Genomic DNA, 16,376 nt, shown 5'->3' with positions numbered 1-16,376 from the left:
TACTGGTAGGTTATATAGCCAAAGTTATTGAACACGTTGAGGGCGCTCGTCCCCCGCCTCCCATCTTCGCCTGCTCCGCTGACAAGGAAACCCTCGTCGGCCAGCCGGCCAAGCGCCAGGCGGTGACCAACCCGGAAAATACCCTGTACGCGGTGAAGCGTCTGATCGGTCGTCGTTTTGACGACAGCGTCGTTCAGAAAGACATCAAGATGGTCCCCTACAAAATCACCAAGGCCGACAATGGCGACGCATGGGTGGAAGTGAAGGGCGAGAAAATGGCGCCGCCGCAGATTTCTGCGCAGGTGCTGAAGAAAATGAAGAAGACCGCGGAAGACTACCTGGGTGAGGCCGTTACCGAGGCCGTGATCACCGTGCCCGCGTACTTCAACGATTCCCAGCGTCAGGCCACCAAGGATGCCGGTCGCATCGCCGGTCTGGACGTGAAGCGTATTATCAACGAGCCCACCGCGGCGGCCCTGGCCTATGGCCTGGACAAGAAAGGCGGTGATCGCACCATCGCCGTGTATGACCTGGGTGGTGGTACCTTCGATATCTCCATCATCGAGATTGCCGAAGTGGATGGTGAGCACCAGTTTGAAGTGCTGGCCACCAACGGTGACACCTTCCTGGGTGGTGAAGATTTCGACCTGGCGCTGATCAACTTCCTGGCAGACCAGTTCAAGGCAGATTCCGGCATTGACCTGGGCGGCGATCCGCTGGCCATGCAGCGTCTGAAAGAAGCGGCCGAGAAAGCCAAGATTGAGCTGTCCTCCGCCGAGCAAACCGAAGTGAACCTGCCGTACATCACCGCAGACAGCACCGGTCCCAAGCACCTGGTGGTGAAAGTGACCCGTGCCAAGCTGGAATCCCTGGTGGGTGATCTGGTTAGCCGCTCCCTGGAGCCGTGCAAGACTGCACTGACGGATGCGGGCGTAAAAACTGCCGATATCACTGATGTGATTCTGGTGGGTGGTCAGACCCGTATGCCGATGGTGCAGAAGAAAGTCACCGAGTTCTTCGGCAAAGAGCCGCGCAAGGACGTGAACCCGGATGAAGCGGTTGCCATGGGTGCTGCCATTCAGGGTGCGGTACTGAGTGGTGATGTCACCGACGTACTGCTGCTGGACGTGACCCCGCTGACCCTGGGTATTGAAACCATGGGTGGCGTAATGACCCCGCTGATCGAGAAGAACACCACGATTCCGACCAACGCGTCGCAGGTGTTCTCCACGGCGGATGACAACCAGACCGCAGTGACCGTGCATGTACTGCAGGGTGAGCGTAAGCAGGCGGCACAGAACAAGTCGCTGGGCCAGTTCAACCTGGAAGACATTCCGCCGGCCCCGCGCGGTATGCCGCAGATCGAAGTGACCTTCGACATCGACGCCAACGGTATTCTGCACGTGGGCGCAAAAGACAAGGCCACCGGTAAAGAGCAGACCATCCAGATCAAGGCTTCCTCCGGCCTGACCGACGAGGAAGTGGAACAGATGGTGCAGGACGCTGAAGCTCACGCGGACGAAGACAAGAAGTTCGAAGAGCTTGTGCAGACCCGCAACCAGGCGGACCACTTGGTGCATGCCACCAAGAAGACCCTGGAAGAAGCCGGTGACAAGGCCACCGACGAAGAGAAGGAAGCCATCACCAAGGCGGCCGACGAGCTGGAACAAGCCGCCAAGGGCAGCGACAAGGACGACATCGACGCCAAGATCAAGGCGCTGTCTGAAGTGTCTGCGCCGCTGGCCGAGAAGCTCTATGCCGAACAGGCGCAGCAGGCTGAAGGTGCTGCTGATGCCGGCGCAGGTGCCGAGCAGCAGAAAGCCTCTGGTGATGACGTAGTCGACGCCGAGTTTGAAGAAGTGGACGACGACAAGAAGAAGTAAGTCGTCGGACATCCCGGTGCCGCGCTTAAGCGCGGTAGCCGGGAGATCCGCGCAACTTCTTTATTGCCGGCGCCTTGCCGGCGTTTTTGTGTGACGGGACTGATTCAAAAAGGCCCACTATGTCCAAACGTGATTATTACGAAGTGCTGGGAGCATCAAAAGATGCCAGCCAGCAGGATCTGAAAAAGGCTTATCGACGCCTTGCCATGAAATACCATCCGGATCGCAATCCGGATGACCAGGAAGCCCTGGCCAAGTTCAAGGAAGCCAAGGAAGCCTACGAAGTGCTCTCCGATGAGCAGAAACGTGCTGCCTACGACCAGTTCGGCCATGCCGGCGTGGATGGTCAGGCTGGTGGCGGTGGAGCCGGAGGCTTCGGTGGTGGCGGCTTTGGTGACATTTTCGGCGACATTTTCGGCGATATCTTTGGCGGCGGCGGTGGCCGTCGTGGGCCGGCCCGTGGTGCCGACCTGCGTTATACCCTGGAACTGTCGCTTGAGCAGGCCGTGCGTGGCTGCGATGAGAAAATCCGCGTGCCCACCTGGGATAGCTGTGAAGTCTGCCATGGCAGTGGTGCCAAGGAAGGCTCTCAGCCGGTGGCCTGTAACACCTGTGGCGGCATGGGCCAGGTGCGCATGCAGCAGGGTTTTTTCACCGTGCAGCAGGCCTGTCCTACCTGTAAGGGCGAAGGGCGTGTTATCAAGGACCCCTGCACCAGTTGTGGTGGTCAGGGACGGGTGCAAAACACCAAGACCCTGTCGGTGAAAATCCCTGCGGGTGTGGATACCGGTGACCGGATCCGCTTGGCAGGCGAAGGTGAAGCGGGTATGCATGGCGCCCCCGCCGGCGACCTGTATGTGCAGGTAGCGGTACGCGAGCACGACATCTTCCAGCGTGATGGTGCCAACCTGTTCTGCGAAGTGCCGATCAGTTTTGTCGATGCCAGCCTGGGCGGCGAGCTCGATGTGCCGACCCTGAATGGCAAAGTGAAACTGAAAGTGCCCGCCGAAACCCAGAGCGGTAAATTGTTCCGCTTGCGTGGCAAGGGGGTAACCCCGGTACGTGGTGGCGGTCCGGGCGACCTGCTCTGCAAGGTGGTGATCGAAACGCCGGTGAAACTGTCCAGCGAACAGAAAGACTTGCTGCGCAAATTCCAGGAGTCACTGGAAAGCGGCGGCAATCGTCACAACCCGCGCAAGAGCAGCTGGTTCGAAGGGGTGAAGCGTTTCTTTGACGCAAAATAATCCCTGAGCCCAGCGTCATCAAAGAAGCCCGGTGCATGTTGCCCGGGCTTTTTTGTGGCCGGTTTTTACTGCGATCCACCCCGCAAAAATGCCGATGTAAGCATCCTCGCACAGCAGAATCCGCCTCAGCGCAATGACAATCCCCGGCTAACCCTCGACCATCCCAGCTTTTGAATGGGTTCGTCAGAGGATGACAGCAACCATGAAACAGCAGCACGCCACTGGAGTGGTTCGGGCTTCAGGTAATGAGGAAATGACTCAGCTGGCCAGCGTCTTGCACCGCATCATGGACCGCTCGGTGCAGATCAACTAGTGGCCATGCTGCCTCAGATCGACACTCACTATCGCGAAGCCATGGCGTTTTTTCAGCGCCGCTGTCGTCTGTTGAATGCACCGGCTTCGCCGCTGGAGGCGTTGCGGCAGCTGGACTGGCGCCTGGCGACGAATCTGGATGCAGTGGCGATCTATCAGGAAGGAAAGCCCGAGGCGTCGCTGCGACCGTCGGCGTTGTTCGTGGAAACCTGGGTGGGACAGCAGCGAGACAGCGCCCGCTGCCAGGAAGGTCTTGATGGGATGTTTTCGGCGCTGAAGCCGGAGCAGCAGGGTGCTGTCATGCTGGCGATGAACCTGTCGCGGTATAGCGTCGGGGTGAAACATCCTGAGCTGCGGGCAGCGCTGATGTCAGAGCAGACGGCTTTGGCCATCAGTGAAGATGAGGTCGCCGAGCATGATGCTCTGCTGGCCAAGTGGCTGCGTTTTCAGGATGCGACAGGCGTGGATATCTCTCGTTTTCAGCCCTGGTATCAGAACCCTGATTTCCCCCGCTCCCGTCGCTCCGCCTTGCAAGCCGGGCTGGTGCGCAGGGATCCGCAGGCCACTCAGATCGCCCGTGATTATCAGGATGAACCTGTCTTTGCATTGCTGCTGGCGCTGGCGGGTCACCCTCCGAAATCGCTTCTGGGGCAGGCTTTTTGTGGTTCGGTGTCGGCGGCCCGCCATCTTCTGGATGCCCTGGATCAGGTGGCGCGTTGCGAGGACGCGGCACAGGCCTGGTTCTGGCTCTGTGGCGAGATGGCACCGCGCAAGCCGCGACTGCAGGCGGTGGGCGAGGGTGATGGATCATCGCGGGAGACGCTGCCTGATGCTGCGGCTGCCACTCAGAGGTGGGAGGCAAGACAATGGCAGGACGGCGCGCGTTATTTCTTCGGCGAGCCCGTTTCCGATTCATCCCTGGCAGCCCTTGGCAAAAAATGGACGGGGCAAATCGCACCGTTGATTGCGGCGCAGCAAAGCTGGCTGGCCGGGCGCTGTGTGCTGCCCGCAACAGGCTGGCAGTTTCACTCCCCGAGTGAGGGAGACACCGATGCTTGAGTTGGTCAATGAAACCGGCGCTGGCGCTGTGGTGGTTCCCGGCTGGGATCTGGCCGGCAATTACCGGCCAGTTCTGGTGGCTCGTTTGACGCTGCATTTTGATCTGTACGGGCAGATTGCCGTGACGGACGAGCAGCCCGCGCCGTTGCTGGCGGATAGCCATTACGGCAAGCCCATGGAAACCAGTCTGCAAGAAGCCAATGAAATCGGCGCGTTCAAGCAGGGCGCCGAGTACTACCTGCACGGTAAGGCTTACACCCGTACCGGCGAGGAGAATCGAGCCCATGTCAGTGTGGAAATTCGTCAACGAGATAGTGCCAGCCGAAAGCGATTGATTGCACTGGGGGGGCATGGCTGGGAAAAAAGCCTGGTCGGCGCCCGCCGTGGAGAGCCGGCACCTTTCGTCTCGTTGCCGTTGTGCTATGAAAACGCCTATGGTGGCAGCCATGAGAAAAGCGGCCAGCGGGAAAAGCGGAACCCGGTGGGGCGTGGCTTCAATCCGTCGGGCTGGAAGATTCTCGATCCCCGTGCGCCTCAGATTGAATATGAGGGACGCTCGGCTCTGTCGCCTTCGCGGCCCTGTGCGGTGGCCGGCTTTGCCCCCTTGCCGGTGTTTTGGGCGCCCCGCCAGGCGCGTTTCGGTTCGCCCTCACAGATGCCACTGGACGAGCAGGGCTGCCCCTGGGGGCGCGATGCCGAGCCGTCACTCCATCATTGCGCTCCGCAGGATCAGTGGCTGTCTCACCCCTTTGCGGGAGGTGAGCAACTGACGTTGCAGGGCTTTTTTCCGGAGCACCCGGAACCGGTATCGCTGACATTGCCGCGCTGGCAGCCTCCCGCGCTGCTGATCCGTCGCGGCCATCAGCCGCAACGCCTGACCACCATGTGCGACACCCTGGTAATCGATACTGAGCAACGCCAGTTTTCCCTGATTGCCAGAACGCTTGTCGATCCGTCCGTTGTTGGCGGTCAGCCTGCCTGGTTGCGCTTGCTGGCATCGTCGTCGTTGGCGCCGGAGGGTGCTTGTTAAGCCCCTTCTCACGCGTAAGCCAATAGTCTGAAATTTGACCACTGTCGTTGCCGCGTTATCTCCGCCTGCGATATTGTGCACAAAAACAACAATAACAGAGGTAATCATGACCACGCGGCGACTGGCAGGGATGCTGGGGGGGATGTTGTGTTGTCTTTCCCTTTCTTTATATGCGGCGCCTGTGGACCAGGCTCACGAGCGGGCGCGTGCCACCTTTGCCCAGAAGGCGCCGCTGGCGCTGGATGCGCAGGTGCTGGAGACGCCCTGGGTATCGGTACCGTTTGATTCTTCTTCCTATACCTACACCTACGATGAAATTCGCCAGCATTGGTCCGGTTTTATGCGGGGCCTGCGCATTCCGTTTCCGTCGCCGGACTATCTGAAAGCGCGCTATCAGCGTTTTCCTTCCCTCTATCGAGACCTGCGTTACCAGGATGACAACTGGGAGCAGCACAGCCGCAATGTACTGGAAGTGTGGCAGGCCTTTTTCCGTGGGGACTTCCGCCATGCCCGAGAGCTTGGTAAGCGTTATGGTGGCTATGCCCGGGTGCCGGGGCTGGTATCGCAGATTATCTATGCCACCTATCTGGCGCCGAGCCACACCCAGAAACAGCAGTTGCTGCAGGAGGCCATTAACGAGATGGCCTGGTTTGGTGAGCAGGTGGCAATTCTGCCGAGCGAAGAGGGGCTGACGGCAGATTACTGCATGCTGCGTCTCGGTTTTGGTTATGCGGTGGCGCGGCTGGCGGAGGATGAGTCGGTGCCGGCCACGCTGCAGCGCAACTATGCGGCTATGGTGATCAATGCGGCCACCGAGATTCTGGCGGTGGAGCCGGAGCATCCGTTGGCGCTGTCGCTGAGCGCGGCCTTTGAGGCCAATGTGCTGCGTCGGGTGGGCAAGGCGGCGGGCAGGCTGACTCTGGCGGCGGACAGCGAGGATGCCACGCAGCCTTTTGAGCGATCGCTGGTGGCAGTGCCGGATCTGGCGATTGTTCGCTATGAGTACGCTAACAGTCTGCTTTATACCTATCAGGAGGCGTCGGCGGACCAGGCCTTGGCGCAATTGCAGGCGGCTGCCGACATGCCGGCGCGCTTTGCCATGGAGTGGCTGGATCGGGCCTACGCCCGCAAGCGGCTGCAGGAAGTGCAGGCCTGGCGTGACAGTGGCATGAGTTTCAAGCGCTTTGACCGCAAGCGGCGCAAGTTCATGCGCAAGGAGAACATCAATCTCTACGCGGTGACCCGGCCGCCCTTTCTGGTAGACTAGCGGCCTTCAATCGTTTTGCTGTGGCGGGGCTCAAAGGGCGCCTGCCGCAGTGCAATTTCCAAGGAAGTAGCATGAAAGTAGGCATTATCGGTGCGGCCGGTCGTATGGGCCGGATTCTGATCGAGGCCACCCTGGCCAACCCGGATACCACTCTGGCAGCGGCGGTGGATGTGCCCGGTTCCAGCCTGATCGGTGCCGATGCCGGTGAGCTGGTGGGGCAGGGTGCCAGCGGTGTGATGCTGGCGGATGACCTGAACAAGGTGGTCAAGGATGCCGATGTGTTTATCGATTTCACTGTGCCGGAAGCCACCGCCCGCAATGTGGAAGTGTGCCGTGCTGCGGGAACCAAGCTGGTGATCGGTACCACCGGGCTGGATGACGACCAGAAGGCCGCCCTGCGGACCGCCAGCGAAGACATTGCTATCTGCTTTGCGCCCAACTACTCCATCGGCGTGAATCTGTGCTTCAAACTGCTGGAAACCGCCGCTCGGGTGATGGCGGAAGAGGCCGATATCGAGGTGATTGAGGCCCATCACCGTCACAAGATCGATGCGCCGTCCGGCACCGCCCTGCGCATGGGGGAGGTGGTGGCCCAGACCCTGGGGCGCGACCTGAACGAATGCGCCGTCTACGGGCGTGAGGGCCGTACCGGTGAGCGCGATCGCCAGACCATCGGCTTCGAAACCATTCGCGCCGGGGATATTGTCGGTGATCACACCGTCATGTTCGCCGCAGACGGCGAGCGGGTGGAAATCACCCACAAGGCGTCCAGCCGCATGGCCTTTGGCCGCGGGGCAGTACGGGCGGCGGCCTGGCTGGCCAACCACGACAAGGGATTGTTCGACATGCAGGATGTGCTTGGTCTGGCGGGTGAAAGCGCCGGCTGGGGCAAGGCCTGAAAAAGCCAGCGGGCTGCCAGCGGTCGGTTGCGCCGAGCAAAGGGTGACATTTGCCCGCTGAGGCCCTAAAATAGCGCGCAGCCCGTGATGGGCGTGCGGGGCACTGATGACGAATTTCATGAAAAAGCGAGGTGGAGCAATCCATCTCGCTTTTTTGCGAATGTGCCCTGCCGCATATCTCCCTATATTCTTACCAGCCTGGAGGTTGCGTTGACGGTTCCCGCCATGCTGGCTCTTGAAGACGGAAGCATCTTTCGGGGTGTTGCTATCGGTGCCACGGTTCAGACCGTGGGTGAAGTGGTGTTCAACACCGCTATGACCGGCTACCAGGAGATCCTGACGGATCCCTCCTACGCCAAACAGATTGTGACCCTGACCTATCCTCATATTGGTAACACCGGTGTGACGCCCGAGGACGAAGAGTCCGCCCAGATCTGGGCGTCCGGCCTGGTGATTCGCGATCTGGCCATGACGGTCAGCAACTGGCGTAGCCAGCAGTCCCTGCCGGACTACCTGCGCGATAACAATATCGTGGCCATTGCGGAGATCGATACCCGCCGCCTGACTCGCATCCTGCGCGACAAGGGAGCCCAGAACGGCTGCATCATTGCCGGCGATAACCTGGATGAGGCCACGGCACTGGAAGCCGCCAAGGGCTTCCCGGGCCTGAAGGGCATGGATCTGGCGAAGGAAGTCACCGTCAGTGAAGCCTATACCTGGACCGAGTCCACCTGGGATCTGGAAAAAGGGCACACCGAGGGCGTCGACAGCCGCTTCCATGTGGTGGCCTACGATTACGGCGTCAAGCGCAACATCCTGCGCATGTTGGTCGAGCGTGGCTGCAAGCTCACGGTGGTGCCGGCGCAGACCCCGGCCGCCGAGGTGCTGGCGATGAATCCCGATGGCATCTTCTTGTCCAACGGTCCGGGTGACCCGGAGCCCTGTGACTACGCCATTGAGGCGATCAAGGAGATCGTTGCCACCGGCAAGCCGGTGTTCGGTATCTGCCTGGGTCATCAGCTGCTGGCGCTGGCCAGCGGGGCGAAAACCATGAAGATGGGCACGGGCCACCACGGTGCCAACCACCCGGTGAAAACCCTGGCCGACGACACGGTGATGATTACCAGCCAGAACCATGGCTTTGCCGTGGATATGGACTCCCTGCCCGAGACTCTGAAGGTCACTCATGTGTCCCTCTTCGATGGCACTTTGCAGGGCATTCACCGCACCGATGTGCCGGCGTTCAGCTTCCAGGGACACCCGGAAGCCAGCCCGGGGCCACGAGACTGCGCGCCGTTGTTCGATCATTTCATCGAACTGATGGAAGCAAAGAGCCAACAGTAAGCCAGAGCCAGACCCGGCATCGCCGGGTCCCTGATGCAGCCATTTACGTCTGACGGTTAGTGAACTATGCCGAAAAGAACTGACATACAAAGCATTCTCATCATTGGCGCTGGCCCGATTGTCATCGGCCAGGCCTGTGAGTTTGACTACTCCGGTGCCCAGGCCTGCAAGGCCCTGCGTGAAGAGGGGTTCCGGGTCATCCTGGTGAATTCCAATCCGGCCACCATCATGACCGACCCGGCCATGGCCGATGCGACCTACATCGAGCCGATCACCTGGCAAACCGTGGCCAAGATCATCGAGAAGGAGCGTCCGGACGCCCTGCTGCCCACCATGGGCGGGCAGACGGCCCTGAACTGCGCCCTGGATCTGGACAAGCACGGCGTGCTGGCCGAGTTCGGTGTGGAAATGATCGGCGCCACTCAGGATGCCATCGACAAGGCGGAAGACCGGCACCGTTTCGACCAGGCCATGAAAGCCATTGGTCTGGAGTGCCCGCGCTCTGCCATCGCCCATAATATGGAAGAGGCCAATGCGGCCCTGGAAGATCTGGGCTTTCCCTGCATTATCCGGCCCAGCTTCACCATGGGCGGCTCCGGCGGCGGTGTTGCCTATAATCGGGAAGAGTTCGAGGAAATCTGCCAGCGCGGTCTGGACCTGTCGCCCACCAACGAACTGTTGATCGACGAGTCCCTGCTGGGCTGGAAAGAGTACGAGATGGAAGTGGTCCGCGACAAAAAGGACAACTGCATCATCGTCTGCTCCATCGAGAACTTCGATCCCATGGGCGTGCACACCGGTGATTCCATCACCGTGGCCCCGGCGCAGACCCTCACCGATAAAGAATTCCAGATCATGCGCGACGCCTCTCTGGCAGTGCTGCGTGAGATCGGTGTGGAAACCGGCGGTTCCAACGTGCAGTTCGGGGTCAACCCGGACAATGGCCGCATGGTAGTGATCGAGATGAACCCGCGGGTGAGCCGTTCTTCCGCGCTGGCGTCCAAGGCTACCGGCTTCCCGATCGCCAAGGTGGCCGCCAAGCTGGCGGTGGGCTACACCCTGGACGAGCTGCAGAACGAGATTACCGGCGGCAAGACGCCGGCCTCCTTCGAGCCGTCCATCGATTACGTGGTCACCAAGATTCCGCGCTTTAATTTCGAGAAGTTCGCTGAAGCAGATGCCGTCTTGACCACCCAGATGAAATCCGTGGGTGAGGTCATGGCCATCGGCCGTAACTTCCAGGAATCCGTTCAGAAGGCGCTGCGTGGCCTGGAAACCGATTCCGTCGGCTTTGATCCCAGTGTGGACCCGGCCTCGCCGGATGCCCGCGAGCAGGTAGCCCAGTTGCTGGCCACTCCGGGCCCGGAGCGGATCTGGATTGTCGGGGATGCGTTCCGTGTCGGCATGACCGTGGATGACATCTTCAATATCACCAAAATTGATCACTGGTACTTGGTGCAGATCGAAGACCTGGTGCGCACCGAGCAGCAGCTGGCGGCCACCACCTTCAGCGATCTGACCCGCGACAGCCTGTATGCGCTCAAGCGCAAGGGCTTTTCCGATGCCCGCCTGGCACAGCTGCTGGGCGTCAAGGAATCCGACGTGCGCGGTAAGCGTGACGAGTTCGGCGTACAACCGATCTACAAGCGGGTGGACACCTGTGCGGCGGAATTTTCCACCGATACCGCCTACATGTATTCCAGCTATGATGAAGAGTGCGAGTCCAACCCCTCCGACCGTGACAAGATCATGGTCATCGGTGGTGGCCCCAACCGGATTGGTCAGGGCATCGAGTTCGATTACTGCTGTGTGCACGCCGCCTTCGCCATGAAGGACGACGGTTACGAGACCATCATGGTCAACTGTAACCCGGAAACCGTGTCCACCGACTACGATACCTCGGATCGCCTGTACTTCGAGCCGGTGACGCTGGAAGACGTGCTGGCCATCGTCGCCAAGGAAAAGCACAAGGGTGTGATAGTGCAGTACGGCGGCCAGACGCCGCTGAAACTGGCGCGCGCCCTGCAGGCCGCCGGCGTGCCGATTATCGGTACCCCGCCGGACGCCATCGACGAGGCGGAAGACCGTGAGCGTTTCCAGCTGATGGTTAACAAGCTTGGTCTGAAGCAGCCGCCCAACCGTACTGCCCGCTCCATGGAAGACGGTGTGCGTCTGGCGGAAGAAATCGGCTACCCGCTGGTGGTGCGTCCCTCCTATGTATTGGGTGGTCGCGCCATGGAAATCGTTTACAGCGAGTCCGAGCTGCGTAACTACATGATGAACGCAGTGTCTGTGTCCAACGACTCGCCGGTATTGCTGGACCGTTTCCTCGATGACGCCATCGAAGTGGATGTGGATGCGGTCTGTGACGGCACCGATGTGGTGATCGGCGGCATCATGCAGCATATCGAGCAGGCCGGGGTTCACTCCGGTGACTCCGCCTGTTCTCTGCCGCCGTATTCCCTGGGTGAAGAGGTGCAGAATGTGATGCGCCAGCAGGCTGCAGACATGGCGCTGGAGCTGGGCGTGATCGGTCTGATGAATGTGCAGTTCGCGGTCAAGAGTGGCGAGGTGTATGTTCTGGAAGTGAATCCCCGTGCATCACGGACCGTGCCTTACGTGTCCAAGTGCATCGGTGTGTCCCTGGCCAAGGTGGCGGCTCGCTGTATGGCGGGCACCAGTCTCAAGGAACAGGGCTTCACTCAGGAAATCAAACCGCAGCATTACTTTGTGAAAGAGGCGGTGTTCCCGTTCGCCAAATTCCCGAAAGTAGACCCCATTCTCGGCCCGGAAATGAAGTCCACCGGGGAAGTGATGGGTATCGGCGCTACCTTTGCCGAAGCGTTTGGCAAGGCGTCTCTGGGCGCGGGCGAAGCCCTGCCGGAGAAGGGAACGGCCTTTATTTCGGTGCGCGAAGTGGACAAGCCGGCAGCCATCGAAGTGGCGCGCATGCTGATCGAGCGTGGCTTCAATCTGGTTGCCACTCGCGGTACCGCCAAGGTGATTGCCGACGCCGGTCTGGATGTGAAGGTGGTCAACAAGGTGCTGGAAGGGCGTCCGCACATTGTGGACATGATCAAGAACGACGAAGTTGCCCTGATCGTGAACACCACCGAGGGCAAGCAGGCGATCCGTGATTCCTTTGCGATTCGCCGCTCTGCTCTGCAGCACAGGGTGTTTTATACCACCACGATCACTGCCGCCCATGCGGTGTGTCAGGCGCTGGGAATCAGCGGCGAGCCCACGGTTCGGCGCCTGCAGGATTTGCACGCACAAATGCAGTAAATCGTCCCATGGGGCGCTCGGAGCCGAGTGCTCCGGGCGGTTTTCATGGATTAGACGAGGATGACTATGCAACGCATACCGATGACCGCCAAGGGTGCAAAGGCCCTGCGCGAAGAGCTGGAAAAGCTGAAAAGAGAAGATCGCCCGCGCATTACCGCAGCCATTGCCGAGGCCCGCGAGCACGGCGACCTGAAGGAAAACGCGGAATACCACGCGGCTCGTGAGCAGCAAGGTTTCTGTGAGGGGCGCATCAACGAAATCGAGTCCAAGCTCGGTGCGGCCCAGATCATTGATATCACTGAGCTGACCAACACCGGCAAGGTGATTTTTGGCGTTACCGTGACCATCATCGATGTGGATACCGACGAACAGAAGGTGTACCAGATCGTGGGTGACGATGAAGCCAACATCAAGCAGGGCAAGCTGAGCGTCAATTCCCCTATCGCCCGCGGTCTGATCGGCCGTGAAGAAGGGGATGTGGTGCAGATCGATACCCCAGGCGGTACCCGGGAGTACGAGGTCGATAAGGTCGAGCACATCTGAGTTGCAAGTTGAACGTTTCAAGTTGCAAGGCAAAAGAAAAGGCGACGTTAAACGTCGCCTTTTTCATGTGCTCTGGCGTGAAACCAGCCGATGGCAGTCACGCGTCCTGATAACGCAGGATGTTGGATAACTTCGGGTTCGGTTTCTGGGCGGGCCGGTAGAGCAGGGCAATGTTGCCGATACGCTGGATCACCTCGGCGCTGCCTTTTTCGCGCAGGGCCTGGACGATGGCGGCCCGGTCGTCGCGGGTTTCCGCATTGACCTTCACCTTGATCAGCTCGTGATCTTCCAGGCGCAGGTTGAGCTCCTCGACGAAGGTCTCGGTGAGGCCCTTGCCGCCGAAGATCAGTACGGGTTTGAGGTGGTGGCCAATACGGCGCAGCCGTTTGATGTCCTGTTGAGATAGCGGCACGGTGTGGCTCCAGAGCTGCAGGGTGTCGCCAGCAGGGCAACACAAAATGAGGGAATGTCCGGGCTGTCCCGGCGATGGGCGTATTCTACGGGTTAGCAGGGTGAAAAGCAGCCGTTAAGCAAGGCAGCGGCAAAGCGGATTGACGAGGTGATCTCTGATGGCGAAATCGAGCCGTTCCAAAACCAGCAAGGCCTGGCTCAAGGAGCATTTCAGCGACCAGTGGGTGGCAAAGGCCCAGGCAGAGGGCTATCGCTCCCGTGCCAGTTTCAAACTGCTGGAGATGAACGAGAAAGATCGCTTGTTCCGGCCCGGCATGACGGTGCTGGATCTGGGGGCCGCACCGGGAGGGTGGTCCCAGGTGGCGGGCCAACTGATGGGTTCACACGGCACTGTCATTGCCAGCGATATTCTGGCCATGGATGCGCTGCCGGATGTGACCTTCATTGAAGGAGATTTCCGCGAAGACGCTATTTATGAGCAAATCCTTGCGGCGCTCGGGGATCGCAAGGCAGACCTTGTAATGTCCGACATGGCCCCCAATATGAGTGGTAATAAGGGCGTGGATCAGCCGCGGGCCATGTATCTCGCCGAATTGGCGCTGGATATGGCCGAGCGGGTGCTGGAACCGGATGGCCAATTTCTGGTCAAGGTATTCCAGGGTGAAGGATTTGATGAATATCGGCAGATGCTGTTGCAGCGTTTTCATCGAGTCGTCAGCCGCAAGCCGGCCGCCAGCCGGGCCCGTTCCACCGAAGTGTATCAATTGGCCAGTGGTCTGAAATAGCAGTGAAAAAGCCGTAAAATGGCCGTTTTGCTGTCCGAACCGGCATTACGCAGGGTTCGGCAAATGGTGTAAGGTGTAAGTTCGTTAGTGTGCGCGTGAAGCGCCCGGAATTGATCGAGGTCTCCCTTGAACGACATGACCAAGAATATTGTGCTGTGGCTGGTTATCGCCGGCGTACTTTACGTGGTGGCATCCAGCATCAGCACTCAACCTGCAACAACCAGTATCCCCTACTCGGATTTTATTTCGCGCGTAGAGAGTGGTGATGTGCAGGAAGCCAAGATCGGCGAAAGCGCGATCACGGGCACTTACAAGGATGGCAGCCAGTTCAAGACGGTGAAACCGCCGACACTGGATACCAATCTGATGCCCACTCTGATTCAGAACAAGGTAAATGTGGTTGGTCTTGAGCCGGAGCGCCAAGGCTTCCTGATGCAGCTGTTCCTGTCAGTGCTGCCGATCCTGATTATTCTGGCCATCTTTATCTTCTTCATGCGCCAGATGCAGGGCGGTGGTCGTGGCGGCGGTGGCCCCATGACGTTCGGTAAGTCCAAGGCCAAGCTGCTGGGGGAAGACCAGATCAAGACTACCTTTGCCGATGTGGCAGGGGTGGAAGAAGCCAAGGAAGAAGTACAGGAGCTGGTCGAGTTCCTGCGTGATCCGGCAAAATTCCAGCGCCTGGGCGGCAAGATTCCCCGCGGCGTGCTGATGGTCGGTTCGCCGGGTACCGGTAAGACCCTGCTGGCCAAGGCCATTGCGGGGGAAGCCAAGGTGCCTTTCTTCAGCATTTCCGGCTCTGACTTTGTGGAAATGTTTGTGGGTGTCGGCGCCAGCCGTGTCCGCGACATGTTCGAGCAGGCCAAGAAACATTCTCCCTGCATCATCTTCATTGACGAGATTGATGCGGTGGGCCGTTCCCGTGGTGCCGGTGTCGGTGGCGGCCACGATGAGCGCGAACAGACGCTCAACCAGTTGCTGGTGGAAATGGACGGTTTTGATGGCAATGAAGGCATCATCGTCATCGCTGCCACTAACCGTCCTGACGTGCTGGACCCGGCGCTGTTGCGTCCTGGCCGTTTCGACCGGCAGGTAACCGTGCCGCTGCCGGATATCCGTGGCCGCGAACACGTCCTCAAGGTGCACATGCGCCAGGTGCCGATCTCCGAAGATGTGGATCCCAGCCTGATTGCCCGTGGTACCCCTGGTTTCTCCGGTGCCGATCTGGCCAATCTGGTCAACGAGGCGGCCCTGTTCGCTGCCCGCGCCAACAAGCGCATGGTCTCCATGGAGGAGTTCGAGAAAGCCAAGGACAAGATCCTGATGGGCGCCGAGCGTCGCTCCATGGTGATGAGCGAGAAAGAGAAGCTGAATACGGCGTATCACGAAGCGGGCCACGCCATTGTTGGCCGTCTGGTGCCCGAGCATGACCCGGTCTACAAGGTGAGCATCATTCCGCGCGGTCGTGCGCTGGGTGTGACCATGTATTTGCCGGAAGAAGATCGCTATTCCCAGTCCAAGCGCGGCCTGGAATCCTCCATCTGTTCGCTCTACGGTGGCCGTCTGGCCGAGGAAATGACGTTGGGCTTTGATGGCGTCACTACCGGTGCTTCCAACGATATCGAGCGTGCCACCAAGCTGGCCCGTGCCATGGTCACCAAGTGGGGCCTGAGCGAGAAACTGGGGCCGCTGGCCTACGAGGAAGAAGAGGGCGAGGTCTTCCTGGGCAAACAGATGTCTCAACGCAAGAGCATGTCCGAGCAGACCGCTGAAGAGATTGACCGTGAAGTGCGGGCGATCATCGACAGCTGCTATGGCCGTGCCAAGCAGATTCTCGAAGACAATCGCGACAAGCTCGATCTCATGGCGGACGCGTTGATGCAGTACGAAACTATCGACGCTAACCAGATCGAGGACATCATGTCCGGGCACAAGCCTCGCCCGCCGAAAGACTGGCGTGACCAAGGCCCGGGTAATGGCGCTGCTGCCAGCGGTGATAAGGAGCCGGGCGACGATGCCATCGGCGGACCTGCCAATACGCATTGATCCCTGCGATCCATGATTGAAACGCTGACCTGTGGGGCGCGGACACTAAACCTGTCCGCGCCTGTCGTTATGGGGATACTCAACGTAACCCCTGATTCCTTTTCCGATGGTGGCCGCTTTACCGAGCGGGATGCCGCCCTGCGCCAGGCCGAGCAGATGCTACCCGACGGGGGGGCCATCATCGATGTGGGTGGCGATTCCACCCGTCCCGGTGCAGCTCCGGTCACCGCGGAGAAGTAGCTGGACCGGGTGCGCGTGGTGTGGGTGGTGG

At 59.9% G+C, this 16,376-nt stretch carries 12 protein-coding genes and 1 pseudogene; 12 read left to right on the top strand and 1 reads right to left on the bottom strand.

Annotation, left to right across the window (positions count from 1 at the left end):
* The first annotated feature begins 2 nt into the window (after window positions 1-2).
* The 9 genes from dnaK (at window position 3) to greA (ending at window position 12,866) form a co-directional block, all read left to right on the top strand.
* Window positions 3-1,883, top strand: a complete 1,881-nt coding sequence (gene dnaK / locus ACFE0K_RS08475; protein ID WP_434535654.1) for a molecular chaperone DnaK — start codon at window positions 3-5, stop codon at window positions 1,881-1,883.
* Between the two features lie 119 nt (window positions 1,884-2,002).
* Entirely contained in the window at window positions 2,003-3,127 is a 1,125-nt protein-coding gene (gene dnaJ, locus ACFE0K_RS08470; RefSeq protein ID WP_434535653.1) for a molecular chaperone DnaJ, read from the top strand.
* A gap of 312 nt (window positions 3,128-3,439) precedes the next feature.
* Complete coding sequence (locus ACFE0K_RS08465; RefSeq protein WP_434535652.1) at window positions 3,440-4,498, top strand: hypothetical protein; 1,059 nt, start codon at window positions 3,440-3,442, stop codon at window positions 4,496-4,498.
* The gene (locus ACFE0K_RS08460; RefSeq protein ID WP_434535651.1) at window positions 4,491-5,528 is read left to right on the top strand and encodes a DUF2169 family type VI secretion system accessory protein; all 1,038 of its coding nucleotides are present in this window, start codon (window positions 4,491-4,493) and stop codon (window positions 5,526-5,528) included. Before ACFE0K_RS08465 ends, ACFE0K_RS08460 begins: the two co-directional genes overlap by 8 nt.
* Window positions 5,529-5,634: 106 nt before the next feature.
* Window positions 5,635-6,795 carry a hypothetical protein gene (locus ACFE0K_RS08455; protein WP_434535650.1) on the top strand — a complete coding sequence of 387 codons (1,161 nt, stop codon included), beginning with the start codon at window positions 5,635-5,637 and terminating at the stop codon, window positions 6,793-6,795.
* Between the two features lie 71 nt (window positions 6,796-6,866).
* A complete protein-coding gene (gene dapB / locus ACFE0K_RS08450; RefSeq protein ID WP_434535649.1) occupies window positions 6,867-7,694 on the top strand; it encodes a 4-hydroxy-tetrahydrodipicolinate reductase in 828 nt (275 codons plus the stop codon).
* Window positions 7,695-7,904: 210 nt separating this feature from the next.
* Window positions 7,905-9,038 carry a glutamine-hydrolyzing carbamoyl-phosphate synthase small subunit gene (gene carA / locus ACFE0K_RS08445; RefSeq protein ID WP_434535648.1) on the top strand — a complete coding sequence of 378 codons (1,134 nt, stop codon included), beginning with the start codon at window positions 7,905-7,907 and terminating at the stop codon, window positions 9,036-9,038.
* Between the two features lie 66 nt (window positions 9,039-9,104).
* Window positions 9,105-12,323 (top strand): carbamoyl-phosphate synthase large subunit, encoded by a 3,219-nt coding sequence (gene carB, locus ACFE0K_RS08440; RefSeq protein ID WP_434535647.1) that lies wholly within the window; start codon window positions 9,105-9,107, stop codon window positions 12,321-12,323.
* A 66-nt stretch (window positions 12,324-12,389) separates the two neighbouring features.
* Entirely contained in the window at window positions 12,390-12,866 is a 477-nt protein-coding gene (gene greA, locus ACFE0K_RS08435; RefSeq protein WP_434535646.1) for a transcription elongation factor GreA, read from the top strand.
* Window positions 12,867-12,963: 97 nt separating this feature from the next.
* Here the strand turns inward: greA and ACFE0K_RS08430 are convergent, their stop codons facing one another.
* A complete protein-coding gene (locus ACFE0K_RS08430; protein WP_434535645.1) occupies window positions 12,964-13,278 on the bottom strand; it encodes a YhbY family RNA-binding protein in 315 nt (104 codons plus the stop codon).
* Window positions 13,279-13,435: 157 nt separating this feature from the next.
* On the opposite strand from ACFE0K_RS08430, the gene rlmE reads away from it, so the two are divergent.
* The 3 genes and pseudogenes from rlmE to ACFE0K_RS08415 all read left to right on the top strand — a co-directional run.
* Complete coding sequence (gene rlmE, locus ACFE0K_RS08425) at window positions 13,436-14,062, top strand: 23S rRNA (uridine(2552)-2'-O)-methyltransferase RlmE (RefSeq protein ID WP_434535644.1); 627 nt, start codon at window positions 13,436-13,438, stop codon at window positions 14,060-14,062.
* 135 nt (window positions 14,063-14,197) lie between these two features.
* Window positions 14,198-16,105 carry an ATP-dependent zinc metalloprotease FtsH gene (gene ftsH, locus ACFE0K_RS08420; RefSeq protein ID WP_434535643.1) on the top strand — a complete coding sequence of 636 codons (1,908 nt, stop codon included), beginning with the start codon at window positions 14,198-14,200 and terminating at the stop codon, window positions 16,103-16,105.
* Window positions 16,106-16,117: 12 nt separating this feature from the next.
* A pseudogene (locus ACFE0K_RS08415) lies at window positions 16,118-16,342 on the top strand (dihydropteroate synthase); the annotation flags it as partial.
* Window positions 16,343-16,376: the final 34 nt, after the last annotated feature.

Source organism: Alcanivorax sp., assembly GCF_051117345.1.
Classification (GTDB): domain Bacteria; phylum Pseudomonadota; class Gammaproteobacteria; order Pseudomonadales; family Alcanivoracaceae; genus Alcanivorax.
Note: the sequence above shows the minus strand (reverse complement) of the source record. Positions and strands in the feature narration are given on the sequence as shown.

Bases quoted from the DNA above. Each gene is read 5' to 3' on its own strand.
- greA (WP_434535646.1), top strand. From the start codon at position 12,390: ATGCAACGCATACCGATGACCGCCAAGGGTGCAAAGGCCCTGCGCGAA.
- ACFE0K_RS08455 (WP_434535650.1), top strand. From the start codon at position 5,635: ATGACCACGCGGCGACTGGCAGGGATGCTGGGGGGGATGTTGTGTTGT.
- ACFE0K_RS08460 (WP_434535651.1), top strand. From the start codon at position 4,491: ATGCTTGAGTTGGTCAATGAAACCGGCGCTGGCGCTGTGGTGGTTCCC.
- rlmE (WP_434535644.1), top strand. From the start codon at position 13,436: ATGGCGAAATCGAGCCGTTCCAAAACCAGCAAGGCCTGGCTCAAGGAG.
- carB (WP_434535647.1), top strand. From the start codon at position 9,105: ATGCCGAAAAGAACTGACATACAAAGCATTCTCATCATTGGCGCTGGC.
- ftsH (WP_434535643.1), top strand. From the start codon at position 14,198: ATGACCAAGAATATTGTGCTGTGGCTGGTTATCGCCGGCGTACTTTAC.
- dapB (WP_434535649.1), top strand. From the start codon at position 6,867: ATGAAAGTAGGCATTATCGGTGCGGCCGGTCGTATGGGCCGGATTCTG.
- dnaJ (WP_434535653.1), top strand. From the start codon at position 2,003: ATGTCCAAACGTGATTATTACGAAGTGCTGGGAGCATCAAAAGATGCC.